Source organism: Cytobacillus sp. SAFR-174 (assembly GCF_051964675.1).
In the GTDB taxonomy this organism is placed as follows: Bacteria; Bacillota; Bacilli; order Bacillales; family Cytobacillaceae; genus Cytobacillus.
The window spans coordinates 1-26421 of the sequence record NZ_JBQCMZ010000007.1; the positions used below are offsets into that span (position 1 = coordinate 1).

General features: G+C 42.1%; 20 protein-coding genes and 1 other annotated feature. Of the genes, 12 read left to right on the plus strand and 8 right to left on the minus strand.

Features of this window, described 5'->3' with window-relative positions:
• Positions 1-281 precede the first annotated feature (281 nt).
• The 3 genes from ccpA (at position 282) to motS (ending at position 3207) form a co-directional block, all read left to right on the plus strand.
• Complete coding sequence (ccpA, locus tag ACTHRG_RS09140) at positions 282-1280, plus strand: catabolite control protein A (protein ID WP_076261960.1); 999 nt, start codon at positions 282-284, stop codon at positions 1278-1280.
• Positions 1281-1667: 387 nt separating this feature from the next.
• Positions 1668-2486 carry a flagellar motor protein MotP gene (motP, locus tag ACTHRG_RS09145; protein ID WP_076261962.1) on the plus strand — a complete coding sequence of 273 codons (819 nt, stop codon included), beginning with the start codon at positions 1668-1670 and terminating at the stop codon, positions 2484-2486.
• Positions 2476-3207 carry a flagellar motor protein MotS gene (motS, locus tag ACTHRG_RS09150; RefSeq protein WP_076261965.1) on the plus strand — a complete coding sequence of 244 codons (732 nt, stop codon included), beginning with the start codon at positions 2476-2478 and terminating at the stop codon, positions 3205-3207. The genes motP and motS overlap by 11 nt, the downstream gene beginning before the upstream one ends.
• A gap of 77 nt (positions 3208-3284) precedes the next feature.
• Here motS and ACTHRG_RS09155 read toward each other — a convergent pair whose 3' ends face one another.
• The 3 genes from ACTHRG_RS09155 to ACTHRG_RS09165 all read right to left on the minus strand — a co-directional run bounded on the left by ACTHRG_RS09155 (position 3285) and on the right by ACTHRG_RS09165 (position 6200).
• Positions 3285-4457, minus strand: a complete 1173-nt coding sequence (locus ACTHRG_RS09155) for an acetoin utilization protein AcuC (RefSeq protein ID WP_076261968.1) — start codon at positions 4455-4457, stop codon at positions 3285-3287.
• A complete protein-coding gene (locus ACTHRG_RS09160; protein WP_076261970.1) occupies positions 4454-5101 on the minus strand; it encodes an acetoin utilization AcuB family protein in 648 nt (215 codons plus the stop codon). The genes ACTHRG_RS09155 and ACTHRG_RS09160 overlap by 4 nt, the downstream gene beginning before the upstream one ends.
• Before the next feature lie 466 nt (positions 5102-5567).
• Positions 5568-6200 carry a GNAT family N-acetyltransferase gene (locus ACTHRG_RS09165; protein WP_440231033.1) on the minus strand — a complete coding sequence of 211 codons (633 nt, stop codon included), beginning with the start codon at positions 6198-6200 and terminating at the stop codon, positions 5568-5570.
• 222 nt (positions 6201-6422) lie between these two features.
• Between ACTHRG_RS09165 and acsA the strand changes: the two genes are divergently transcribed.
• Positions 6423-8141, plus strand: a complete 1719-nt coding sequence (acsA, locus tag ACTHRG_RS09170; RefSeq protein ID WP_076260806.1) for an acetate--CoA ligase — start codon at positions 6423-6425, stop codon at positions 8139-8141.
• Between the two features lie 102 nt (positions 8142-8243).
• Here acsA and ACTHRG_RS09175 read toward each other — a convergent pair whose 3' ends face one another.
• Positions 8244-11120 (minus strand): transglycosylase domain-containing protein, encoded by a 2877-nt coding sequence (locus ACTHRG_RS09175; RefSeq protein ID WP_076260803.1) that lies wholly within the window; start codon positions 11118-11120, stop codon positions 8244-8246.
• Between the two features lie 156 nt (positions 11121-11276).
• Positions 11277-11501: a binding site (T-box leader), on the plus strand.
• A gap of 75 nt (positions 11502-11576) precedes the next feature.
• Between ACTHRG_RS09175 and tyrS the strand changes: the two genes are divergently transcribed.
• Complete coding sequence (tyrS, locus tag ACTHRG_RS09180; protein ID WP_076260801.1) at positions 11577-12836, plus strand: tyrosine--tRNA ligase; 1260 nt, start codon at positions 11577-11579, stop codon at positions 12834-12836.
• Positions 12837-13017: 181 nt separating this feature from the next.
• Here the strand turns inward: tyrS and rpsD are convergent, their stop codons facing one another.
• Entirely contained in the window at positions 13018-13620 is a 603-nt protein-coding gene (rpsD, locus tag ACTHRG_RS09185) for a 30S ribosomal protein S4 (RefSeq protein ID WP_035330337.1), read from the minus strand.
• 528 nt (positions 13621-14148) lie between these two features.
• On the opposite strand from rpsD, the gene ACTHRG_RS09190 reads away from it, so the two are divergent.
• Together ACTHRG_RS09190 and megL are read left to right on the plus strand one after the other, a co-directional pair.
• Positions 14149-16017, plus strand: a complete 1869-nt coding sequence (locus tag ACTHRG_RS09190) for a diguanylate cyclase domain-containing protein (RefSeq protein WP_440231034.1) — start codon at positions 14149-14151, stop codon at positions 16015-16017.
• 142 nt (positions 16018-16159) lie between these two features.
• Positions 16160-17347 carry a methionine gamma-lyase gene (gene megL / locus ACTHRG_RS09195; protein ID WP_076260796.1) on the plus strand — a complete coding sequence of 396 codons (1188 nt, stop codon included), beginning with the start codon at positions 16160-16162 and terminating at the stop codon, positions 17345-17347.
• A 49-nt stretch (positions 17348-17396) separates the two neighbouring features.
• Here megL and ACTHRG_RS09200 read toward each other — a convergent pair whose 3' ends face one another.
• On the minus strand, positions 17397-17876 hold the full coding sequence (locus tag ACTHRG_RS09200; RefSeq protein ID WP_440231035.1) for a GAF domain-containing protein: 480 nt from the start codon (positions 17874-17876) through the stop codon (positions 17397-17399).
• 190 nt (positions 17877-18066) lie between these two features.
• Between ACTHRG_RS09200 and refZ the strand changes: the two genes are divergently transcribed.
• The gene (refZ, locus tag ACTHRG_RS09205) at positions 18067-18696 is read left to right on the plus strand and encodes a forespore capture DNA-binding protein RefZ (RefSeq protein WP_440231037.1); all 630 of its coding nucleotides are present in this window, start codon (positions 18067-18069) and stop codon (positions 18694-18696) included.
• Here the strand turns inward: refZ and hisJ are convergent.
• Positions 18693-19487, minus strand: coding sequence for a histidinol-phosphatase HisJ (gene hisJ, locus ACTHRG_RS09210; RefSeq protein ID WP_440231038.1), 795 nt, complete (start codon positions 19485-19487; stop codon positions 18693-18695). The genes refZ and hisJ overlap by 4 nt on opposite strands.
• A gap of 494 nt (positions 19488-19981) precedes the next feature.
• Between hisJ and ezrA the strand changes: the two genes are divergently transcribed.
• Positions 19982-21670 (plus strand): septation ring formation regulator EzrA, encoded by a 1689-nt coding sequence (gene ezrA / locus ACTHRG_RS09215; RefSeq protein ID WP_076260786.1) that lies wholly within the window; start codon positions 19982-19984, stop codon positions 21668-21670.
• A 294-nt stretch (positions 21671-21964) separates the two neighbouring features.
• Here ezrA and brnQ read toward each other — a convergent pair whose 3' ends face one another.
• Positions 21965-23311, minus strand: a complete 1347-nt coding sequence (brnQ, locus tag ACTHRG_RS09220; protein ID WP_440231039.1) for a branched-chain amino acid transport system II carrier protein — start codon at positions 23309-23311, stop codon at positions 21965-21967.
• A gap of 334 nt (positions 23312-23645) precedes the next feature.
• On the opposite strand from brnQ, the gene ACTHRG_RS09225 reads away from it, so the two are divergent.
• From ACTHRG_RS09225 to ACTHRG_RS09235, 3 genes are all read left to right on the plus strand, one after another.
• Positions 23646-24791, plus strand: coding sequence for a cysteine desulfurase family protein (locus ACTHRG_RS09225; RefSeq protein ID WP_440231040.1), 1146 nt, complete (start codon positions 23646-23648; stop codon positions 24789-24791).
• On the plus strand, positions 24788-25996 hold the full coding sequence (gene thiI / locus ACTHRG_RS09230; RefSeq protein WP_440231041.1) for a tRNA uracil 4-sulfurtransferase ThiI: 1209 nt from the start codon (positions 24788-24790) through the stop codon (positions 25994-25996). Before ACTHRG_RS09225 ends, thiI begins: the two co-directional genes overlap by 4 nt.
• Before the next feature lie 121 nt (positions 25997-26117).
• Positions 26118-26321 (plus strand): alpha/beta-type small acid-soluble spore protein, encoded by a 204-nt coding sequence (locus ACTHRG_RS09235; protein ID WP_035330326.1) that lies wholly within the window; start codon positions 26118-26120, stop codon positions 26319-26321.
• Positions 26322-26421 lie beyond the last annotated feature (100 nt).

Genomic DNA, 26421 nt, shown 5'->3' on the forward strand with positions numbered 1-26421 from the left:
TTTCGAACCGCCGTATACCGAACGGTACGTACGGTGGTGTGAGAGGTCGGGGGTTAATCACCCCCTCCTACTCGATTTCGCTTGTAAAGTGAAGTTTTAAGTTTTTTTCAGAAATATAAGCCTTGACATTGCGGCAAATCCTGGACTGTCGTATGATTAAATACATAATTGTTCATGTGTAACTACTCACAAATTAGGATAAAAAATGAGTAGGTTATGTCGTGTTGCTGTAAAATATAAAATAATAGAAGTGACCGCTAATTAAAGAAGGAGTGTCAGTAATGAATGTAACAATATATGATGTGGCAAGAGAAGCGAATGTATCAATGGCAACGGTTTCTCGTGTTGTAAATGGCAACCCGAATGTTAAACCGGCAACAAGAAAGAAAGTAATGGAAGTAATTGACCGGCTTGGATACCGTCCTAACGCAGTTGCAAGAGGATTGGCAAGCAAGAAAACCACTACAGTCGGTGTGATCATTCCCGACATTTCCAGCACCTTTTTTGCAGAACTGGCAAGAGGCATAGAAGATATTGCGACAATGTACAAATACAATATCATTCTCAGCAACTCCGACCAGAATATCGAAAAAGAGATGCACTTGCTCAATACTATGCTAGGGAAACAGGTGGATGGTATAGTCTTCATGGGCGGCAACATTACGTCCGAGCTTGTTGAAGAGTTTGAAAAGTCTCCGGTTCCAATTGTGCTGGCCGGCTCTATTGAAGAAACAGGCAAAATTCCATCCGTAAATATTAATTATGAACAGGCAGCATTTGATGTCACAAAGTCATTTATTGAAAAAGGCCATAAAGATGTAGCGCTTGTGGTAGGACCCCTTCGTGAGCCGATTAATCAGGAAAAGAAGCTTGCAGGTTATAAGCGTGCATTGGAAGAATCTGAAGTATCCTTCCGCGAGGATTTGGTGGTTGAAGGAGATTATACGTACGATTCAGGTATAGAAGCCTTTGAAAAGCTGCTTGAGGCCGACCCTCGTCCAACTGCTATATTTGCGGGATCTGATGAGATGGCTTTAGGAATCGTCCATGGGGCTGAGGATAAAGGCTATCATGTCCCGAAAGACTTTGAGGTCATCAGCTCAGACAATACCAGATTGACCTTAATGGTCCGTCCCCAGCTGACGTCAGTTGTACAGCCATTGTATGATATCGGTGCAGTTGCCATGAGATTGCTTACGAAACTTATGAATAAAGAATCTGTCGATGAGCAAATTGTTGTACTCCCACATCGAATTGAAGAACGAAGCTCAACAAAATAAGAAACATGCCGATATAAAAGAAAAGCGGAAGCGCCTCGACCATCCCCGACAAGCGCTGGAGGTCCAGAAGTTGAAGTCGTTCTTTGACTTCAGCATCTGGACCGAAGTGACTCGGGGGGCTAGGCGCTGCAGCTGGACAAGGGAAGAAAGAAAAACGCCTTAATTTGAAAGGCGTTTCTTTCTGTCAAAGTTTATCGCAGTCTAACGGGCAGCAAGATCCCCACTTCAAGACTCAGTGGAATCAAAGGAGATAAGTGGGGGTCAAACTGCCCGTAAAGGCCCGATTGGTTCAACTAACAATCAGCGGGGAGAAAAGCACTCCCACTGATTGAAGTTTCACTTTATCCTAAAACTTTTAGATAATGCAGTGAATCAGGGAGAGAGAGTATGAGAAAGTTCGATATGTTAACACCTGCAGGGTTAATGGTGGGCATGGCTATGCTTATTTTTGGGATTATGTGGAATGGTGGAGCAGATGGATTTTTATCATTTATTGACCCTTCATCAATCCTTATTGTTTTAGGGGGATTAATAGCCGGGCTGCTTGTTAGTTTTCCATTAAAAGATATCAGGCATATGCCCACAGTTTTTAAGCAGGTTTTTTCCAATGAAGAACAAAGCGTTGGCGAGATGATTGGAATTTTTGTCAAACTCTCTGAGCGTGCCCGGCGTGAAGGGCTGCTGTCGCTTGAGGCTGAAGTCGGGAAAGTTGAAGATTCTTTTATTCGGAAAGGCATTTATCTCGCTGTGGATGGCATAGAGCCGGATGTCATTACTGACATTATGAATGCCGAAATAATGGCGATGGAAGAGAGGCACAGAAAAGGCAGGAGCATTCTTGAAAGAGCGGGTGAGTACGCTCCCGCATGGGGAATGATAGGGACTCTGATCGGCCTGGTTCTGATGCTGAAAAATTTAAATGATCCCTCCACTCTTGGGCCAAATATGGCCATTGCCTTATTGACTACTTTATATGGCTCACTTCTGGCTAATCTTATTTTTCTGCCGATGGCAGCAAAGCTGGCTTTAAAGACAGAGAAGGAAGTGTTTTTAAAGGAGATCATTATTGAAGGGGTCATCGGTGTTCAATCCGGTCAAAATCCAAAAATTCTGGAGGAAAAGCTGAGTGCCTTTTTATCCTCTGAGGAACGGAGAGAGCTTGAGAGAGCTGTAAACGCGGGGGAGGCTTTGGATCATGAGGCGTAGGCGAAGACCTCCTGAGCCTCCCAAGGGTGCCCCGCGCTGGATGGTGACTTTTTCAGATCTCGTCACATTAATTTTGGTTTTCTTTATTCTGCTTTTTTCAATGTCACAGATCGATTTAATGAAATTTCAGACGATATCTGACTCCTTCAGGGACAGACAGGTGCTTGATTTCCAGCCGTCCATCATCCCCGCGGAGAATCAGGGAGAAATGAAAGAAAATACGGAAGAAGAAGGTAGCGGTCAATCTGATTCACTTGATAAGCTCCAGATGGAAATACAGTCCTTTCTGGATGAGAATGGATTAGAAGAGGTGATAGTGGCAAACAGAACGGAGCGTGGTGTTGTTCTCGTTCTGCAGGAACAGGTTTTATTCGAATCCGGGGAGGCCAGTCTTATAGACAGCTCATACCCTTTCCTGGATAAAGTAGGAACCCTGTTAGCAAACATGCCCAACCTGGTGAAGGTGGAAGGACATACTGATGACCGGCCCATAACCACATACAGATATCCGTCCAATTGGGAGTTATCTGCCGCCAGGGCCAGTACAGTAATCAGATATTTAACAGAAGGGCATAAACTTGACAGCCACAGATTTATGGCTGTCGGCTACGGGGAAACCCGTCCCATCGTTCCCAATTCCGGACCGGAAAATTGGGAGAAGAACAGGCGTGTTGAAATCATTATTTCTGATCCGAAATTTAATGAAGAGAATAATCAATAAACAGGTCTGGCTAAAGCCAGACCTGTTTATTTGCGTGTGAAGAAATGGCAGCCGGATGTTTCCGGCCAGTCACTTTCTTATTTAGACTCTGTCATTGATTTGTTCCGGATGGGATATAGAACCTTGTCCAATGTCCGGGCATTTTTTTCAGTTATTTCACTTTTTCGGGGGATAGGGTTATATAAATCAGCCGGATCTTCCCATTCAGAGGGAAGAGGCACAGGTGCGTGTTCTTTCCACTTATTTATCCATTCCTCCGGGATATTGCCGTAACAATTAGAGTTTTCAGTCATTTCGAGCCAAATCATGGCCCATGCCCGGGGAACAACTCGCCAAATATCATAGCCGCCGCCGCCGACTGCAATCCATTTCCCTCCGCAATATTCATGGGCAATTTCATGAGCCAGTTTCGGAATTTCCCTATAGATTCTTATAGTAGATGATAGATGGGTAAGAGGGTCAAGGTAATGTGCATCAGCACCATTTTGCGTCAAAATTACATCAGGCCTGAAAAATTCCGCAACCTCCCGAAAAGCTGTACGGTATGCATGCAGCCAGGAATCGTCTTCAGTGAAAGCATCCACGGGAATATTGAAAGAGAATCCATATCCTTTCCCTTGTCCCCGTTCATTGATATTTCCGGTACCGGGAAACAGGTATCGGCCTGTTTCATGAATTGATAGGGTGCATACATCCGGGTCATCATAAAAAGACCATTGGACACCGTCACCATGATGAGCATCAGTATCTACATACAGAACACGGGCTTTATACTTTTCCTGCATGTACTTTATGGCTACTGAGCTATCGTTGTAAATGCAAAATCCGGAGGCTTTTCCCCGAAAACCATGGTGAAGGCCTCCACCAAGGTGCAGTGCATGCTTAGCACGTCCGCTCATTACGGCATCAACGGCTGCCAGGGTGCCTCCTACTAAAAGAGAGCTCGCTTCATGCATATTGGGAAATACGGGTGTGTCCTCAGTTCCAAGACCATAGTTTTCGCATGATTCCTCCGGAAGCTGTCCCCGGCCGGCAAGCTTGACAGCATTCACATAATCAGGATCATGAATCAGGTGAAGCTCTTCATCCGCAGCCTGGCGGGGCGGGATAATATGAGTGTCATCGATGGCATTTATATTTTTGAGCAAATCGAGTGTCAGCTTCAGCCTTATCTGATTAAAAGGATGATTTTTGCCGAATTTGTAATTCAGCAGGTCTTCCGAATAAACAAATACTGAATCATGTATCATAGTGACATCCCCGGCATATTTGGCCATAAAACGTGGTGGCCTGCTTTTTTCAAATCTTCCACTACAAGCGTAGGGTTCATTGTCTGTACCCTTATCACGAGTATTTTGAATTTATCATCCGTTTTGTCAGGATATACAAGGACACTCTGGATATTTGCTTTCCTTTTGCAAATGACTTCAGCGATTTCAAACAGCATGCCCGCCTTGTTTGGCACCTTAACTTCAATCTGCGAGCCTGGCTGATGAGCTCCCGTCAATTGAACTAATGTATGAAGCAAATCGGTTTCTGTGACAATCCCAACCACCTTATTATCGTTTAATATAGGCAGGCAGCCAATCCGCTGCTCGTAAAAAACCGCAGCAATTTCTTCAGCAAAATCAAGCGGATGACCAGTGATGATATCTGTCTTCATAATCATTTTTAACGGTCTCTGCAGATCTTCCTTAAACAGTTCTGTATGAAAAATAGAAGGGGTGGCATCCCGGATATCTCTGTCTGTTACAAGTCCCTGGAGTCTGCCATCTTCATCTGTTATCGGCAAATGCCGGATTCTTTTTTCGCTCATAATTCTTATGGCGTCGGCAATCGTGTCTTCTTTTGACAAAGCAGTGACATCCGTTTTCATAATTTCTTCAACAATCACCTTAAATGCCTCCTTTTAAAGTGAAACTTCAATCAGTGGGGGTTTTCCTTATCCCCCACTGATTGTTAGTCGCGTTCTAGTGTTGCTAAGGTCTCCGCTAGCGCTTCGATCAATCGACACTGCGAACCCGATTGGTTCAACTAAGCCTCTGCCTGCGCGACGGCAAGTTTCACTGTATCTCACCAATCGGGCCTTTACATTATAAAGCGAGGCGACTTGCCTTGGGGTGACAAGCATAAGACGAGCAGATGGTGGGGAGTGCTTTTCTTCCCATCAGCTGATTGGCTTATGACCTCGAGCCCCTAGGAGCCGCAGCTAGATCGGGCAGTTTGCCCCCCACTTATACTCCTTTGATTCCTCTGAGTCTTGAAGTGGGGGTCTTACTGCCCGTTAGACTGCGATAAAATATATGGAGATACACTCATGCAGGAAAAATTATAGCATGAACTATGTATTTACACTTCTATTAATACATAAAGCGATTCATAAAGCGCAGGCGGTCAAATTGCTGCACAGAATCCTGGTCTACTCTTTTTCCGATTCGGGCCATCAGGCAGTTTGCAGGGTGAGAACTGATTTCCGGGTCATCTGTGGCGTACCATTCAAGACCGCCTGCATTCATCATCTTTTCCATGATTTTTCGATATTCCCATACATTCAGGCCAGTTCCTTTTAAATCCCAATGCCAATAATACTCTGTAGTTATAACAATATAATCCTCCATAGCATCATCCATCATAGATACTTTCAGGAGGCTCTTGCCTGTTCCTGAACCCCGGAAAGCAGGAATCACTTCTATAGCGCCCAATTCAATTAAATTATCCATCTTACCTTCCGACCAGCGTTCAAGAGGATCCGGATATAAGTAAGTGACATAGCCGACGATGGTATGTCTGTCTCGGGCCACTATTATTCTGCCCTCAGGCAATCCCGCAATTTCAACCAGGGCTTTATGCTGCTGTGCCGGCGGCCTGAAAGCGACAAGATCTTTATGAAACTCATAATCTGCCAATTTTTCGGGTGTAATTGGCCCCTCAATGATTAGTTTTCCATTGGCTGTTTTTAATTCCTTTGCATTATACGTTTTTTTATGTTCCATGTATTCACCACCCAGGTAGCATGATCAATGTATCTTCTATTATACATAAAAACGCGGATGATAAAGCGCTTTCACATAATTTTCTGTGTAATTTATAAAAGTTTGTGACAATTTACGAGTCTTGTCATAACTACTTTTTTCTTCTTTAAAATTTTAAAAATTGAGAAAATATAATGTTTATACTATAATAATATCAAATCTAAATAAGGGGGAGAATGATTTATGAAAGTGGAAGCGCTGCCAGTAACACAAGGGGACTTCAATTTAAAAAATTATGATGAACTTTATGCAAATTTCAACTGGGCTGATGTTGAAAAAGAATTTTCCTGGAAAGAAACCGGCCGCATGAATATGGCCTATGAGGCTATTGACCGTCATGCGGAATCTTTTAGAAAAAATAAGGTTGCCCTTTATTATCGCGATGGGGAGAGAAATGAGAAATATACTTTTAAAGAATTGAAGGAACTATCCAATAAAGCGGGAAATGCATTAAAAGCATATGGCGATGTTGAAAAAGGCGACCGGGTGTTCATCTTTATGCCGCGTTCTCCTGAGCTCTATTTTGCCGTATTGGGGGCTGTTAAGCTGGGGGCTATTGTGGGTCCTCTATTTGAAGCTTTCATGGAAGGTGCTGTCCGTGACAGGCTTGCTGACAGTGAAGCAAAAGTCCTGATTACAACACCTGAGCTGTTGGAACGGGTGCCTGTTGACCAGCTGCCTGCTTTAAAGCATGTATTCCTAGTTGGGGAAAATATAGAGGAAACCGGACCATATGTTAATTTTAATAAAAGAATGGCTGAATCCAGCAGGAAGCTCCCAATTGAATGGGTTGACGGAAACGATGGGCTTATTTTGCATTATACTTCCGGTTCAACAGGCAAGCCAAAAGGGGTGCTGCATGTACATAATGCAATGATTCAGCATTACCAGACAGCTAAATGGGTGCTGGACTTAAAAGAAGAAGATGTATATTGGTGCACTGCTGATCCAGGATGGGTAACCGGTACTTCATATGGTATTTTCGGCCCGTGGCTGACAGGGACTTCAAATCTTGTGGTCGGAGGCAGGTTCAATCCGGAGACTTGGTATAAAATGATTGAGGAGTATGGCGTTACAGTTTGGTATAGTGCTCCGACTGCATTCCGCATGCTGATGGGAGCGGGTGATGAAGTTGTGAAAAAATTTGATTTAAGCTCCCTTCGCCATGTCCTCAGTGTGGGTGAACCGCTAAATCCTGAAGTTGTCAGATGGGGTACAAAAGTCTTTAACATGCGCATCCATGATACATGGTGGATGACTGAAACAGGTGCACAGCTCATCTGCAATTATCCTTGCATGGAAATAAAGCCGGGATCCATGGGTAAGCCGATTCCGGGTGTAAAAGCAGCCATTGTCGATGATCAGGGAAATGAACTGCCGCCTAACCGTATGGGCAACCTTGCGATTAAAAAAGGCTGGCCTTCGATGATGCATACCATCTGGAATAACGAGCAAAAATATGAATCTTATTTTATGCCGGGTGATTGGTATGTTTCCGGAGATTCCGCTTATATGGATGAAGATGGATACTTCTGGTTCCAGGGCCGTGTAGATGATGTTATCATGACATCTGGCGAACGTGTAGGGCCGTTTGAAGTAGAGAGTAAACTGATCGAACATCCTGCGGTTGCAGAAGCCGGGGTTATCGGCAAGCCGGATCCTGTCCGCGGCGAAATTATTAAAGCGTTTGTTGCTTTACGGGATGGGCATGAACCTACTGAGGAATTAGTGGAAGAAATTCGCCAATTCGTTAAGAAAGGCCTTGCTGCCCACGCTGCTCCGCGTGAAATCGAATTCCGCGACAAGCTTCCAAAAACCCGCAGCGGCAAAATCATGCGCCGTGTGCTTAAGGCATGGGAACTGGATCTCCCAACCGGTGATTTGTCTACAATGGAAGATTAAGAAAGTTGAAGGCCGCTGTTCAAAAACAGCGGCCTTCATGTGCTTATGAAAGTATAAAACGGGAAAAGCAGACATCCAATCAATGGATCTCTGCTTTTCTTTTTAACCATTTTCAGCTGATGTCTCTCCATCTTCACCAGATTCTGCTGGTTTTTCTTCCTTGGGCTTTTCTTCGGCTGGCGGATCTTTCGGTTTTTCTTCCTTAGGCTTTTCTTCTTTTGGTTTATCTTCCTTAGGTTTCTCTTCTTCCGGCTTTTTGCCGATTTCCACTGCATTGGATGGAGCAGACTCTCTGCCGGCAATGTCAACGGCTGTTACATGGATTGAGCCGCTTCCAGCTTTAAAGCTAAGGGAGGAGCCGGCTTTTATGGTACCGACTTTTTTGCCTCCGTTATAGACACGGTAACCTATCACATCTTTTTCGGGGTGTGCGCCCCATGTAATGCTTTCACCCGAAGCTTTTATGCCTGGAGCTGCCGGGGATTTACCGTTGTCTTTAAGCTGGTCAGCGCTAGTCAGGATGCTCTTCCAGCGTTCTTTATTCGGAATTAGAGTACTTAAATTTGCTTTGATGCCGAACAGCTTTTGAATATATTCCGGATTCACAACCATTCCAGGTTCAGTAAACTCTTCAGGTGTTGAATCAAGTGCCATATATTTTTTATCGCCAATTCGTACAAGTTTTCCATTGCCGAGGCTGTCATCCACTTTTGTAGGAACAAATTTGGCATTAAATAAATCAGTCTCGACCAGGCCAGCTTTTGAACATGCCTCTGAAGGGAGCAGGCCGGAAATAGCACAGAATGAACGTCTTACGATCCCGCCCGGCATTTTAAAGCTTTCGCTTGGGTCCACAAGGTCAGGGGCAACATCATATGCTGCATTCATCAGGTCAGCCCACAGATAATTATTTCTCAGGCTATAGCTTAATGGGCCAGGAGCCTTCAATGATTTAGGCGTATCATAACCAGACCAGATGCCGAAGGTGACATTCGGGTTGGTTGCCACAAACCAGGCATCTATGAATTCAGTACCAGTACCTGTTTTTCCCGCCCAGTCAGAACCGAACTTTAATCTGCTCTTAATCGATGTGGCAGTTCCACTGTTAATAACGTCTCTCATCATATCGATTGTAAGGTACGCTGTCTGCGGGCTAAATACATCAACAGGCTCGGACTTATGCTGGAATATGACGTTCCCGTCTTTATCTGTAATTTTTTCAATCATATAGGCGTCAATAAATTTCCCGCCATTAGCAAACGTAGTAAATGCGTTCGTATTTTCTTCTACAGTTACACCGTATTCCAGTGATCCGATGGATGTAGACAAGTTTGTATAGTCAGGGCCGATAAGAGAAGTAAAGCCCATTTTTTCCAGGTAAGCAGCAGGCCGCTGTCCGACTATATCCTTATAGAGCTTTACAGCAGGGACATTGTAGGAATGCTTAAGTGCATGTCTGGCCGAAACGAGCCCGCTATAGGTATTTGTATAGTTCTTTGGCCAAGGTCTGTTTAGTCCCGGAGCAAGGTGCAGCGGCACATCAGGCAGAATGGTGCCCGGCGCTGCTTTTCCAAGTTCTATTGCCGGAGCATAGACTAAAAGCGGCTTCATGGTTGAACCATTTTGCCTTAGAGCGCTTGTAGCATGGTTCAGCTGCTCGCGTTTGTGATCGCGTCCGCCGACAAAGCTGATAATTTTACCGGTTTTATTTTCAATTAGGATCGCACCAACTTCTACAGGCTCCATGATTTGCTTGTTTTCACCAGTTTCCGGATCCTTCACGGTCTCAGGTTTGTCCGGCCCGTAATAAGGGTAGTTATCTTTGACCTGCTGCATCTTATCATAAATATCTTTATTTATCGTCGTATGGATCTGGAAGCCATTTTGACGGATCGTCCGGTCTGCAAGAGTCCTGTATTCCTCCCGGACCTCGTCATCTTCTTTTAAGTCCTTCTCTTCGTATCCATCATTTTTTGCGAGAATTTTAGTCATGATGTCTACTGCGCGTTCTTCTATTTCATACGTTAAATATGGATACTTTTCCAAAGGGCTCTCTGAAGCTGTGGTAAAATCCTTTGTCAGGTCGTAGGCAATAGCTTCCTCATATTGCTTCTGGTCAATCTTTCCGTCATCATACATTCTTTTCAGAACTGTTTTCATCCTAGAAAAACCTGGTTCCAGATTCTCTTTGACCGTTCCCTCCCTTGTAAAAGGAGTGTAGCCGAATGGACTCTGAGGGAGACCTGCAATGAAAGCGGCCTGAGGCAATGTTAATTCTTTTGCACTCACCCCAAATATACCTTTGGCAGCTGCTTCAACTCCGGCAATATTACGTCCGGACGCATTTCTTCCAAAGGTGGAAACATTGAGATATGCTTCCAATATTTCTTTTTTATCAAAGAATTTCTCCAGCCGCAAAGCAAGGAGAATTTCTTTTGCTTTCCGCTCGAAAGAAACTTCATTCGTTAAGATTTGGTTCTTTATCAGCTGCTGTGTCAGCGTACTTCCGCCGGATTGAACAGATGAATTTGTAACTTCCTGGAACAGTGCGCGCATGATCGCTTTTGGCACCACCCCATCATGCTCGTAGAAATACTCATCTTCAGTAGCTACCACTGCATTAATTAAGTGCTCCGAAACGTCATCAAGCTTAACTTCCTCACGTTCAAGGTCTGTTCGGAGCTTTCCGAGATATACATTGTTTGCAAAGTATAGTTCGGATGTTTCTTCATAGTCATAAATATCCTTTTTCATGCTGGCATAGGATCGAATGGGTTCATCCTTTACAAGCGAAGCGAAATAACCGGCTCCGAGTCCACCGGCAAATGCACCGCCAATGACAGCCAGGATGATAAAAAGCAAAGTAAGATTCCATATGACCTGGTATGTAATACTTGCGCCTTTAGCGGCTTTCTTATTACCAAAAAGGCCCGGATTCTGCCTCAATTTATCCATTAACATTTGAAACTTTTCTTTCATCGTATCAATCCCCCTAAAATCACCTATATTATAGCACAACGTGACAGCTCAATATGACATGGTTCGCCATTTATCTGAAATTTCCTTTTTTGCACAGGGATTTGACATTTGGCTCATTTATATGATAAAAATATTCTATCTTAGACGTTAAATATTTTACAGGCATTGATGGGAATCCAGTAATGCTTCTATCCCTGTTTCAGAAAGCCGGCGTTTGCTGCGAGCCGGTACAAATAGAAGGATGAATTACCTCCCTGAGCTTTCACTGTCAACCTGCACAGCAGTTATAGCAGTGGACGGAATTATCCGTTATTCTGAAAGAGTGGAGGACATTTGTCCTCAATCTGGGTGGTACCGCGCAAATGATCATGCGTCCCTGCATAATTGCAGGGGCGCTTTTTGTATGGTTAAAACCTTCAATGCCTTGAAAATAACTGTTGATTAGGAGGATATAAGATGAGCTTACTTGAAGATCTGCAATGGAGAGGAATTGTTTATCAGCAGACAGATGAAGAGGGTATCCAAAATACTCTCGAGAAAGAGAAAATTTCTTTATACTGCGGTGTTGACCCTACTGCTGACAGCATGCATATCGGACACCTGCTTCCATTTTTAACATTAAGACGTTTTCAAAAAGAAGGCCACCGTCCAATTGTACTTGTTGGCGGAGCCACTGGACTTATTGGTGATCCAAGCGGCAAAAGCGAGGAACGGAAGCTGCAGACTCTTGAAACAGTACAGCATAATGTGGACTGCATAAAGGGACAGCTGAAAAGAATTTTTGATTTTGAAAGTGAAAATGGTGCAATCATGGTTAACAACTACGATTGGGCAGGATCCATGGATATCGTTACGTTCCTGCGTGATTACGGGAAACATGTCGGAGTCAATTACATGCTCGCTAAAGACACCATTTCTTCCAGGCTGGAAACAGGGATATCCTTTACGGAATTCACTTATACCATCCTGCAGGCAATGGATTTCCTTCATTTATATGAGAACCATAACTGTAAAATGCAAATTGGCGGAAGCGACCAGTGGGGAAATATAACAACCGGACTTGAGCTTATCCGAAAAATGGCGCCTGAAGGTTCTAAGGCTTACGGCCTGACAATTCCTCTTGTAACGAAAGCGGATGGAACAAAGTTCGGCAAAACGGAAAGCGGCGCAATCTGGCTTGATCCTGAGAAAACATCTCCTTATGAGTTTTACCAATTCTGGATTAACACAGCAGATGCCGATGTAATTAAATACCTTAAATTCTTTACCTTCTTATCCCGTGAAGAAATTGAAAATCTTGAAAAAGCTGTTCAGGAAGAACCGCATCTCCGCAAAGCCCAAAAAGCACTTGCTGAAGAAATGACGCGTCTGATTCATGGAAATGAAGCATTAGAACAGGCTATCAAAATTACAGCTGCCCTCTTTAGCGGAGATATAAAAAACCTTTCGGCCTCAGAGATTAAACAAGGCTTTAAAGATGTTCCATCTTATGAGCATTCAGAAGGAGAGGAATTGGGCATAGTTGAGCTGCTTGTTGCTGCCAAAATTTCTCCATCCAAACGCCAGGCGCGTGAAGATGTGACGAATGGCGCTGTTTCAGTAAACGGAGAACGTGTAACAGAGCTTGATTACACTCTTACTGATAAAGACAAGATTGAAGGTCAATTTACTGTCATTCGCCGTGGAAAGAAAAAATATTTCCTGATTAAATACTAAAAATCAAAAGTCCTCCTGTGAAGGAGGGCTTTATTTATACAGAATTGAATCAAAAATAGGGGACAGATAGCTGATCCTGTTGATTAATGGAAAAATAAGGGTTGAGGGAGAAAAATGGTAGTTAGTTAATCCAGAGATATAACAAAAAAACTGCCGAAATGCATCGGCAGTTTTAATATTATTAACGAGAGTAGAATTCAACGATTAGAGATTCGTTGATTTCAGCTGGAAGTTCAGAACGCTCAGGCATACGAGTGAAAGTTCCTTCTAGCTTGTCTGCATCGAAAGATACGAAGTCAGGTACGAAGTTGTTAACTTCGATTGCTTCTTTAACGATGTCAAGGCTGCGAGATTTTTCGCGAAGTGTAATTGTTTGACCAGGTGCTACGCGGTATGATGGGATATCAACACGAGATCCATCAACCATGATGTGACCGTGGTTAACAAGCTGGCGAGCTTGACGGCGAGTGCGTGCAAGACCCAAACGGTAAACAACGTTATCAAGACGTGATTCAAGAAGAATCATGAAGTTTTCACCGTGCTTACCAGGCATTTTGCCGGCTTTATCGAATAAATTGCGGAATTGACGCTCATTTACTCCGTACATGTGACGAAGCTTTTGCTTCTCCTGCAATTGTAATCCGTATTCAGAGATTTTTTTGCGCTGGTTTGGACCATGTTGTCCAGGAGCGTAAGGACGCTTTTCTAATTCTTTTCCAGTACCGCTTAGAGAGATTCCAAGACGACGGGATAATTTCCAGCTTGGACCAGTATAACGAGCCATTTAAGACTCCTCCTTTTGTGTTTTTATTTGGGTAAAATAAAAACAGAAACAGATGCGCACAACAATCATGTTCATTTTGTTTTCATGTACCTTCGCCCTAGCAGCAGAGGGTTACACAGTACCCCATCCCCAGAAACATATAAGTCACCAAAGGCGACTGAAGCTGGTTGAGGAACAAAATGAGTACATCAAGGTGCTCACATAGGCTGCAATATTTTACACAAGGAGTATTATATAATTTTCAGAGGATAAAAGTCAAGGTTATCTTTATTTTTTACTTCTTTTGATTTAAAACATGTACTCATTATATGGCAAAGTTTTTTTCTAAACCATATTTCACAAAACTTGCAGGAGTCTCTTCGAAACTGTGATATAATAAAGAAAAATTTGGCAGATTACTATCCTGCTAAAAACCGAATTGAAACGAAATAGCCACATTTTTACCGGGATTATTAATTTTGGTCCGTTATAATATACCTTATTGGTTTAAAGATTCATGATCTGAGACATTTGATGGGTGATAAGAAGATGGATACACTTGAACGTCAAATCATACTTAATATAAAAAGCCGCTTTTTTGATATTATCGATACGGAGAACGGTTTCTTTCATTATGAAAAATTACTGAATGAAATGCTTTCTGCCATTCAGGCCCTTACCGAAGCGGATGAAATAACCCTCTGCGTTTTTAATGAATGGAAGCAGGAGTTTTTTGCAGAAGCTTCCACAAATCCGGATGCTTTGGATTCACGTCGGTTTTCAGGTGATTTAAAAAGATGGGCTAAAACAAACAGAGAGTTCCAAAGGTTAGACACGGAGGTTACGGAGGAACAAATCATGATTCCTCTTGTAAAAGGAAACCAGCTGCTGGGCTGTATGATTCTAACAGGGTCATCAGGCTGTTTTCACACTTATCCAGAAAAAGTTTTTCAGGAACTTAGCGAAGAATGCGGGCAATTTCTTGATAAAGCTCAGGGTATGGCCAAAATTGCTTCTGAAGAGAAACGCTACAAACAGCTGTACCGCGTTACTGAGAAATTCCATTCTTCAATGGATATGGATATGGTGCTGGGGGAAATTATCTTTACTCTCCAGGAAATGTACCCCACTTTTACCTATTATCTTCTGCTGTCCCAGGATAATAATAATCATGGTGATCTGCCTATTAGAGATCTTGAATATGACAGCGAAAACATCGCGGCCATGCAGGCTTATGTCACGGGGGCTGTTCAATTTGAAGATTCCCTGCAGGAGGTTCGCTCTATTCTGTATGCTCCCTTAAAAGGGAAACAGGGGGTTTATGGCGTGCTTCAGGTTATTGCACCTAATACCATCATATTCCCTAAAAATGAAATTGAATTTATAACTCTTCTGGCCAATACTGCAGGCAGTGCCCTGGAGAATGCACAGCTTTACCAGCAATCCAAGCGGCTTATAGCGGATCTTCAATTAATTAATGAAACATCCCATCGCCTGAACTCGAATTTGCGCCTTACAGAAACGATGAACTTTATGTCAGATCAGATTATGCAGTCCTTTGATGCTGAAGAAGCCGGTTTCATCCTGATATCTGCTGATGCTTCTGATGTGAATATTATTCAGGGCAGTACTGAGTTTTTTCATACAAAAGAGGCAGAAAGCTATATCCAGTATATGAAGGAAAAGATCATCAGGGAGAAAGAGTCTCTTTTTATTGGAGATTTTTCTTTACAGTCCGAGGGTGCGGCGGGCTGCTTTAAATCCATTATGGCGGTACCGATGACCCAGTCTGGAGTATTAAAGGGATTTGCGCTTGTCCTGCACAGTTCTCCTTATCATTTTTCATTTGAAACATTCAAGCTGCTGCAATCATTGATTCATCATTCCACCCTTGCCTTTACCAATTCAATGCTAAGAGAAGAGCTCGAAAAGATGGTTGTAACGGATCACTTAACAAAGCTTTATTCACGAAGCTATCTGGATGATCGCATACATCAGTCCATGAATGAAGATCATGAAGGAACCTTTATGCTGGTTGATATAGATGATTTTAAATTGATAAATGATACATACGGACATCAGGTAGGCGATGAAATCATTATTCAAGTCGCCAATTTAATTAACAGCAATATTCGCGGCACTGATATAGGAGCAAGATGGGGCGGTGAGGAGCTGGCTCTTTACCTGCCCGGTGTATCATTGTCAGCGGGTGCGCTTATTGCTGAGCGGCTTGTCAGAAAGGTATGCCAGATTACAGATCCCAAAGTAACTATTTCTTGCGGAGTTTCGCATTGGAGCAGGGGAAATAAAGATTCATATGCTGCGCTTTTTAAGCGGGCTGACAGGGCTTTATATACTGCCAAGAATACAGGTAAAAATAAAGTGGTACTTGAGTCGGCAGCAGATTCATTTATATAGGGGACTGCCTTATTAAGAGGCAGTCTTTATTAATATTTTTCCAAAACAAATTACTTTCAAAAAATATGCAATTATCATATGCTGAAAGAGGAGCTTATTATAGCAAATAATGTAAGCGTTTTCAGTGAAGGGGAGAGTTATAATGGATAGAAATCATCGGTTTAACTTCGAGACGCAGGTCATCCATGAAGGATACGATGCAGAAAGCTTCAAGGGAAGCCTGGCGCCGCCTATTTTTCAGACGTCAACTTTTACTTTTGAGACAGCACAGCAAGGGGAAAAGCGTTTTGCCGGTGAAGAAGAAGGCTATATTTATTCCCGTCTGGGCAATCCAACAGTAAAGATGCTGGAAGAAAGAATGGCCGCTCTCGAAAAGGGAGAAGCTGCCCTTGCTTTTGGTTCGGGCATGGCCGCGGTTTCAGCTGTTCTGTTTGCTTTAACGAAAACAGGTGATCATATCTTATGTTCCCAGGGAGTGTATGGTTGTACATTTGGACTTCTGGAGATGATGGAGGAAAAATATAAAATCAGCCATGATTATTCAGCTATGGAATCAAAGCAGCAGCTGCTTGATCAAATAAAGCCTGAGACTGTCTGTATATATGTTGAAACCCCGATAAATCCAACAATGAAATTGGTGGATTTGAAGATGGTTGCAGAAGTAGGAAGGGAGAAAGGAATTCCAGTTGTGGTTGATAATACTTTCTGTTCTCCATATTTACAGAATCCGATTGAGCTGGGATGCGATATTGTCATTCATAGTGCGACAAAATACATCGGGGGTCATGGTGACGTAATTGCCGGCCTTGTTATTGGCAGCAAGGAATTCTTGAATGAAGTAAGGATGACTACACAAAAAGACATTGGGGGCATTATTTCACCTTTTGATGCCTGGCTGCTGCTCCGCGGATTGAAAACACTTGCAGTCAGACTTGACAGGCACTGTGATAATGCCGAACAGCTTGCATCATACTTATTGGCGCATCCAAAAGTGGAAAAAGTTTATTTTCCAGGAGACAGCAGTAATGCAGATTTTGAAATAGCACAAAAACAAATGAGGAAGCCGGGTGGTATGATTTCCTTTACTCTAAAAGGAGATAAAGAGACTGCTCAGGAATTTATGAACAGGCTGAATCTAATAAAAATTGCCGTGAGCCTTGGAGATGCAGAGACATTAATTCAGCACCCTGCAACTATGACGCATGCAGTTGTTCCAAAAGAATTCCGTGAGAAAATGGGCATTGAAGATACACTGCTGAGGCTTTCAGTCGGCCTCGAATCATGGGAAGATATCAGGGATGATCTGTCCCAGGCTCTTGAAGAAGTCTGATAAAAAAGAGATGGCCGTTTTTAAATGGCCATCTCTTTTTTGAAATCTTTTACAGGAAGGATACAAGTACCTCTGAGAATTGTTCCAGGTATTTTTGGTCAAGTTCATCAAAACGGTTTTTTTCCGGGGAATCAATATCCAGCACACCGAGAAGCTTGCCATCTTTGATAAGCGGAATAACGATTTCGGACAGTGAAGCAGCGTCACAGGCGATATGTCCAGGGAATTGTTGGACATCTTCAACACGGACAGTTACCAATTGCTTCGCGGCTGTTCCGCACACGCCCTTGCCAATGGGGATTCTCACACATGCAGGCAGACCCTGAAATGGCCCGAGAACAAGCTCGCCTTCTTCCATCAGATAAAACCCTACCCAGTTTGTACGTTCCAGAAATTGATTTAGAAGTGCTGATGCGTTACTTAAATTGGCAATGCTGTTCGTTTCTCCTTCAAGAAGAGCAGAGAGCTGTTTAATCAATAATTGATAATTTTCTTCACGGGTTCCCTTGTATGATTCGACACTAAACATCACAAATCACCTTGCTTTCTCAAAGATATATGAATTTCCTGGCAGATGAACAGGAAATTAGAAGGACATTGTCGAGAACTTTATAAAGGATAAGACGATTTTAGCAAGAATGTTTAATTATCACAACAAATCCGTTTATGAATTCGCGTGTTTGGACAGAAACTTTACAAAAGAAAGTGAGGCGGGAACTTTGAAGAAAAATTCAAAAGAGGCAATTGTGTCTGCCGCTATCTCCTTATTTAATACGAAGGGTTTTTCTGGGACTTCCATCCGTGATATTGCAGGCAAAGCTCAGACGAATCCAGCGAATATCGCATACTATTTCGATAACAAACACGGGCTGCTTGAATATTGCTTTACTGCTTTTTTCGAAGGGTATATTCAGGAGATAGAGAAGGGGTTTTCATTTCTTGAGCAGGGGGCGGCTCTGAGCCTGAAAAAAATGGCGCAAAACATCATGGTTTATCAATTTGAGCATAGCCATTTAACAAGATTGATACTCAGGGAAATTTCAATAGATTCACAGGTGGTAAGAGAAATCATGTCCACTTATTTAGCAAAGGAAAAGTTTTATTTTAGCAAGGTGCTCGAAAGGGGCATGAAAACAAAAGAGTTCCGTAACCATTCAGCCAATTATATGATTATCCAGCTGAAAGGACTCCTGTCCATGCCATTTCTGAACACACATTATATGTCTGAAGTTCTGCATGTATTTCCTCATGAAAAATATTTCGCTGACAAATATACGAAAGAGATCTTCAACTGGGTTGATGGAGTCCTGTGCAATCATGCCGGAAAATCATATGCTGCTGTACTCTAAAGGTGTTTCATTCTATCAAGGCCCTGACCCATTTCCTTTGCCTGATGAGAATCGGATCCATATACCAGTGTAATGCCTTTTTGGGCCGCTGCTGCAGCAGCCCAGTCCGGAGGATAGGAATCCTTGCATAAAGGCTTGGCGAAACCGGCTCCATTATAGTCGAGTTCATAGCCATGGGTATGAACCTCATCAAGTATTTGGTTTATTTCCTCTCTAAATTCCCGATCAGCGGGATATTTTTTTTGAAATTTTTTCACCAGGGTGATATGCCCAATTCTTTTTGGTTTAAACGGTCCCAAATCTGCTTTTATAGATAAAAGCAAGGTGCGGAAATAATTCATATAAACTGCATCAATAGAACCATATTCTTCGATCATCTTTGCAAAAACATCCGGGCTGTAGTCCACGCATTCGTAGCGACTGCCATGTTTTAGAAAATGTACAGATAAAATAGAATCATCCATGTATTTTCCATTTTTATCGAGGAATTCTTTAATCTCCCGTTCAAAGCCTTCAATGTAATCCACTTCAAGTCCCGCATTAACCCTGATTTTTCCTTGATAATCTGCTTTTATTCTTGAAATATCAGTAAAATATTTTTCAAGATTCTCCTTGCGCATCGCACTGTCCCGGGCAGGTGCCGGGTCCTCAAAGCTATCAGGGAGCGGAGCATGTTCAGTAAAAGAAATCTCCTTAAAACCCAGACTTATTGCTTTTTCAACATAATTTTCCAATGAATCCTTTGTCCCGTGCGGGCAATAGGGTGTGTGAATGTGGCCGTCTTTTAGCATATGAAGAGCTTCCTTTCTGAAATGGTTTAATGGATGTAGTACTCAAGTCTCTTTTTAACATATCTCCTAAATAAAGAAGGATATCTTTTATAAAAAGCGAATTGTTTGTATTTGAACAGTTCATATTGTTCAATTAAAAAGGCGGTTTACTGTTGCATATTATATATTAATTACTGAGTTGATTGTAGCGAGCAGCCTGGAGCGGAAATCAACGGACAACATTGAAAGGCAAAAACAACAATTTATACGAAAAGAGCCTTGAAAGAAACATTAAAAAAATTATAGATGCTATAGTTATTTTTCGAAAATAGCATTTTAGATGAGATATAAAAGAAGAAATTCATAAAAAAATGAAATAAATAGTCAAAAAATGTCGTTTACATGGTATCATAAAAGCATTGAAAATAACATGTGAAATAAAGAAACGCCTCACACTATTAAATAAAAACTTTACATATACATACTGGCTCGGGAACAGAACAGGGGGCTTTAAAATGGAATACATAATTGGAGCTATAGTCATTCTTTTAGGCCTATATCTCACCGGATATTTTTTAAAGAAAAAACATTACAAAGAAATTGACAGGCTGGAAACATGGAAAATGGATATAACGGACCGCCCTGTTCTAGATGAAATGTCTAGAGTTAAAAAGCTGAATATGACAGGGCAGACAGAGGAATTATTTGAACGCTGGAGAAATGAATGGGATGAAATAGTTACATCGCAGCTTCCGGATGTGGAAGAATTGTTATTTGATGCTGAAGAGAGCATAGATAAGTACCGCTTTAAAAATTCCCAGGAAATTCAGCAGAGAATAGAAAAAAGATTAACTGAGATAGAAGAAAACATCAAAAACCTGCTTGCTGAATTGAATGAACTGGTGGGCAGTGAAGAGAAAAATAGAGCGGAAATTGAAGAATTGAAGGAAATGTACCGCCAATGCAAAAAGTCTCTCCTTGCACACCGCCATACATTCGGCAAATCTGAAAAAATTCTTGAAGAACAGCTGGATGAAGCTTTGGCAAAATTTGAAGAATTCGATGACAAAACCGAAAAGGGCAATTACCTTGAAGCACGTGAAATCCTTCTTATAATCAAAGCGCTGATAGAGGATTCTCAAGCGAAAATGGAAGCTATCCCAAGCCTGATGGTTGACTGTCAATCCAAGATCCCTTCCGAGCTGGAAGAGTTGAGAGACGGATATAAGGAAATGCTGGAGCAGGGATATCTGCTTGATCATCTGCAGATTGATAAAGAAATTGAGAGGCTTGAAGAACAAGTAAATGTATATGCAGGCTCCATTGATCAGGCACAAATCGAAGAAGTTCAAACAGGGGTCGAAGAGATTAAAGATAATATTGAACATTTATACGACCTGCTCGAAAAGGAAGTACATGCCAGACATTACTTAAGTCAGCAGGATGAGGCAACAAGAACCATGCTATATAATAACCGTGATATGAACAACCAGCTAAAGACAGAGATAGCTGCTGTCCGGAATAGCTATCATGTTCCAGAAAAGGATCTTGAAATTCAAATCCACCTGGAGAAAAAAATAAGCCAGCTGTTCAAAAAATTCGAAGTGCTGGAGCATAAGATTAACAGCCAAAATACTCCTCATACACTTCTGAGAGAAGAGCTGGCTGAAGTCAAGGAACACATTGAGGAGATTTCAGATGAGCAGACAGCCTTTGCCGAAAAGCTTCAGGCCTTACGAAAAGACGAAATGTCTGCAAGGGAAAAAGTAAAAGAATTAAGCAAGAAAGTGGCAGAAACAATAAGGCTTATTTCCAAAAACAACGTGCCCGGAGTCTCCCAGGAATATAAATATTTGATCCAGGATGCGAAAGAAAGCATAGATAATGTGCTGGCTAAGCTCGATGAAAAACCATTGAATATTCCCTCGGTCCAGCAATATCTTGAAGTTGCGGTGCTGACTGTTGATAAGGCTGCTGATTCTGTGAGTGATATGATTGAGACGATCCTTCTAGCTGAGAAGGTCATCCAATATGGCAACCGATACAGAAGCAGTTATCCATCTATTGATAATGGATTAAGGGAAGCAGAGGCCTCATTCAGAAGCTATGAATATAAAAAAGCATTGGAGCAGGCTGCCTCTTCAATTGAAGAAGTTGAGCCGGGTGCGATCAAGAGAATTGAAGAATTAATAACTGAACAATAAAAAAACAGATCCGATTATCGGATCTGTTTTTTTAAAAGGAATCTGTCTGGCTCCTGCGATAAGCGTGCGCCAAGAGCTTCTTTATCGCAGTCTAACGGGCAGTTACACCCCCACTTCAAGAGTCAGCGGTATCCTCGAGAATAAGCGGGGGTCAAACTGCCCGTAAAGGCCCGAAATAAGGTCAAAGACTAAAAACGCCACATCCTGTGGCAACGTCTTTGTGACCCACCTCCTGTGGGCCTCAACTAACAATCAGCAGGGAGAAAAGCACTCCCTGCTGATTGAAGTTTCACTTTATTTTTCGTTGCCAGCAATTATTTTTTTCGGCTCCCCAACAGCAATTGCCAGAAAGTAGCCTATAACAGCTCCAGCAATGGCAGGCACAATCCAGCCAATACCCTCAGCAAAGAATGGGAGGAATTGAAGTGAGTCTGTGATGAAGGATACGTCCATACCTGCTGTATTCAAGCCATCCACAAAACTAATTAATCCTGTTGGAATTAATGCGCCAATATATACCACCGAGTAGCCATTAAAGGCATTGTGCATAAACGATAGAAGTATCAGCACGATGGCCAGAGGATAAATGATGATCAAAATTGGCAATGAAAGCTGAATCAACTGAGTTAACCCAATGTTTGCAACCACCATACTGAACAGTGAAAGGATGATTACAATGGTTTTATAGGATATTTTTGGGAGCAGTTTATGAAAGTATTGCGCACAAGCGGAAACGAGTCCGATTGAGGTTGTCAGGCATGCAACCGTTATAGCCAGCCCAAGGATCACTGCTCCCGCAGATCCAAATAGATAATGAGAAGCGGCAGATAGGATAGCGCCGCCATTATCGAATTCACCTATAGCATCTGTACTTGTTGCACCGATGTATGCAAGAGATAAATATACTGCCGCAAGGCCGGCAGCAGCTATCAGTCCGGCAGTAATGCAAATTTTCATTAGTGAATGTTTATTTGACACACCCATACCCTGTATGGAGCTGATAACGATAATACCGAATACCAGAGCTGCAATTGTATCCATCGTCAGGTAGCCTTCAATGAAGCCCTTAAAGAACGGCCCCTCTGCATATGCACCCACTGGCGCCTGCAATTCGCCCATAGGAGTAATGATGCTTTTTATAACCAGTACAGCAAGAATAATGAGCAAGGCAGGTGTAAAAATATTGCCGATTCTATCCACTAATTTCGATGGATTGAGAGAAAGCCAGGCTGTGATGCCAAAAAAGGCAATGGTATAAACCAATAACGAAAAAGCACTATTGGAAGCGGTTTCAGATAAGAACGGAGTAACCCCAATTTCATAAGCAACTGTCCCGGTACGCGGGATTCCGAAAAATGGTCCAATAGCTAAGTACATAATAATAGTAAAAATCATTCCGTATAAAGGGTGTACGCGGCTTGCAATTGTTTGTAAATCACCATTTTTAGCAATGGCGATAATTCCTAATAGCGGCAATCCAACCCCTGTAATTAAAAATCCAATAATAGCAGTCCATACACTTGTGCCGGCAGCTTGTCCCAGGAAGGGAGGGAAAATCATATTTCCTGCCCCAAAGAATAGAGCAAATAACATGAGTCCGACGGCGAGAATTTGTTTGGTTGACAGTGTTTTATTCTCCATATATATCCTCCTGAAAGAGTTCTATATCATAATGTTTAGAACATTTTCATATTAGCATAAGAACTAAAAAAAATGTCGAAAAAATACGAAGTCTTAATATTTAGTATTTTGTAATAGTAAATTCGAAATGTGCTTTGCTCAAATTACAATAATATCAGCCTCTCCACGTAAGAATTTATCCATTCATTTGGTTAAACTGCTCAAACTTGATTAATTTAAATAGTATAGATTTGGATAGTTGAATCTAATGCTTCAATTACAATTTCCATTCTTCACTAATTATGATAAGATTTAAAGTTGGCTAAAGGGTTATCGGAACGGAAAGGAGAAGACCGTGATTTATTTAGATAACAGTGCAACAACTAAACCATATAAAGAAGCGCTTGATTCTTTTATGAAGGTTTCTTCAGAATACTTTGGGAATCCCTCTTCCCTGCACGAATTTGGAGGTAAGGCAGAGAGGTTGCTCATGCAGGCGCGTGAGCAAATTTCCCAATTGCTGAATGTTAAGAGCAATGAAGTGTTTTTCACATCTGGAGGGACAGAGAGCAATAATCTTGCTATAAAAGGAACTGCATTAATGCATAGAAAAAGAGGGACCCATCTTATCACCACCGGGCTGGAGCATGCATCTGTAAGGGAAACTGCTGATCAGCTGAAGGAATTGGGCTACCGCATAACCGTAATTGAACCGGATAGTAAGGGTATTGTCCATGCTGAAGACATTGAAAAGGAAATTACACATGAAACTGTTTTAGTCTCTGTTATGCACGTAAATAATGAAATTGGTTCCATTCAGCCAATTAATGAAATAGGAGAGATGCTGAAGAAGCATGCGCGGGTCATTTTCCATGTGGACAATGTTCAGGGAATCGGCAAGGTGCCCCTTGACCTTTATCAGGCCCGCGTGGATCTGTGTACGATTTCGGCTCATAAATTTCACGGTTTGAAGGGAAATGGGGTTTTGTTCATTCGTGATGGACTTCGTCTTTCGCCGCTGCTATCCGGGGGCAATCAGGAATGGAGAATGAGAAGCGGTACGGAAAATGTAGCTGGCATTGTAGCTATGGCAAAGGCACTAAGGCTTACGATGAATAATATGGAAAGGCACTTAAGCCGGCTTACATCCATCAAAACCTATATTATGGAGGAAGCGGGAAGAATTGAGGGCATTACAGTTCATACCCCTGAAAAAGATTCTGCTCCCCACATCGTCAATTTCTCCATAAAAGGATTCAAAGCGGAGGTATTTGTCCACGCTTTAGAAGAGCGCGGAATTTTTATTTCAACTACAAGTGCCTGCTCTTCGAAGAAATCTGCTGCCAGCAGTACCCTGATGGCTATGGGAATTCCTGAAAAGGATGCGAAAAGTGCAGTCCGTGTCAGCTTGTCTTATGATAATACGAAGGAAGAGGCAGAAATTTTTATACAAGCAGTAAAAGAGACCGTTATTAGGCTAAGAGAGGTTATGAAATCATGATAAATTATGACCGTATACTTATACGATATGGAGAAATCTCCACAAAAGGCAGAAACCGCAATATGTTTGTCGATAAACTAAGAAGAAGCATATACGATGTGCTGAATGAATTTCCCGGCATCAAGATAGAATCTACAAGAGACCGAATGTACGTTGTTTTGAATGGTGCAGATGGCGGAGAGGTTGCTGATCGCCTTAAAGGGATCTTTGGCATTCAGTCATTCAGTCCTGCTGTGAAAGTCAATAAAGATATCGAAGAAATGAAAGCTGCAGCGTTGGCGTTATTTTTAAAACATTTTGAAGAAGGAAAGACTTTCAAGATTACGGCTAAGAGAGCCGATAAAAGCTTCCCTTTAAATACTGACGAACTTAATCATGAATTTGGCGGACACCTCTTGAAAAATGTGCCGGATCTAAAAGTGAATGTGAAAAAACCGGATATCAATCTGCAGATTGAAGTTCGCGAAGAAGCGGCTTACTTATCATGCGAAACCATTGAGGGAGCCGGCGGACTTCCTGCAGGCTCGAGCGGTAAAGCCATGCTTATGCTCTCCGGAGGAATTGACAGCCCGGTAGCAGGCTACTTATCCATGAAGAGAGGATTGGAAATTGAAGCTGTCCATTTTCACAGCCCGCCTTTCACGAGTGAGCGTGCAAAGCAAAAAGTAATTGATTTGACAGAAAAACTTGCGAATATTGCTGGAAACGTTGTTCTCCATATTGTCCCGTTTACAGAAATCCAGCAGCTGATCCATCAGCAGGTTCCGTCTAATTATACGATGACAGCAACAAGACGATTAATGCTGCGGATCACTGATGAAATCCGCGATAAAAACGATGGCCTGGCCATTATCACAGGGGAAAGCCTTGGACAGGTAGCAAGCCAGACGCTTGAGAGCATGTTTGCCATTAACGATGTTACGACAACACCTATCCTGCGGCCGCTGATCACAATGGATAAATCAGATATCATCGACATTGCCCAAACCATCGATACCCACGACATATCCATCAGGCCGTTCGAAGATTGCTGTACCGTTTTTGTTCCATCATCACCCAAAACAAAACCAAAACGCGACAAAGTCCGCCGCTTCGAAAGCTTTGTAGACTTCGAGCCGATTATTGCAAAAGCAGTTAATGATACCGAAAAGATGGTTATTAAACCTCAATCGCACAATGAAGAGTCTTTTGGGGAGTTATTTTGATCTTAAATGCAGATTAATTGTTAAATTTAACTTTAAAAAATAATACAACAATTACCAATTAAATAGTGTATATGGCCATGTGATTCTACACATTCTATACTCACAAGGAGGTGAAAATCACATGGCAAACAACAACAGCTCAAACCAACTTCTAGTTCCTGGAGTACAACAGGCTCTTGACCAAATGAAGTACGAAATCGCTACTGAATTCGGTGTAAACCTTGGTGCTGAAACTACTTCTCGCGCTAACGGTTCTGTAGGTGGAGAAATCACTAAGCGTTTAGTTCAAATGGCTGAACAGCAATTAGGCGGTTTCCAAAGATAATTAAATAATATGGCTACAAGGAGCAGGAATCATTCCTGCTCCTTATTTTTGTGCAAAAAACTTTTTAAATAATAAATAATTTTAAATTTTATAATAATTT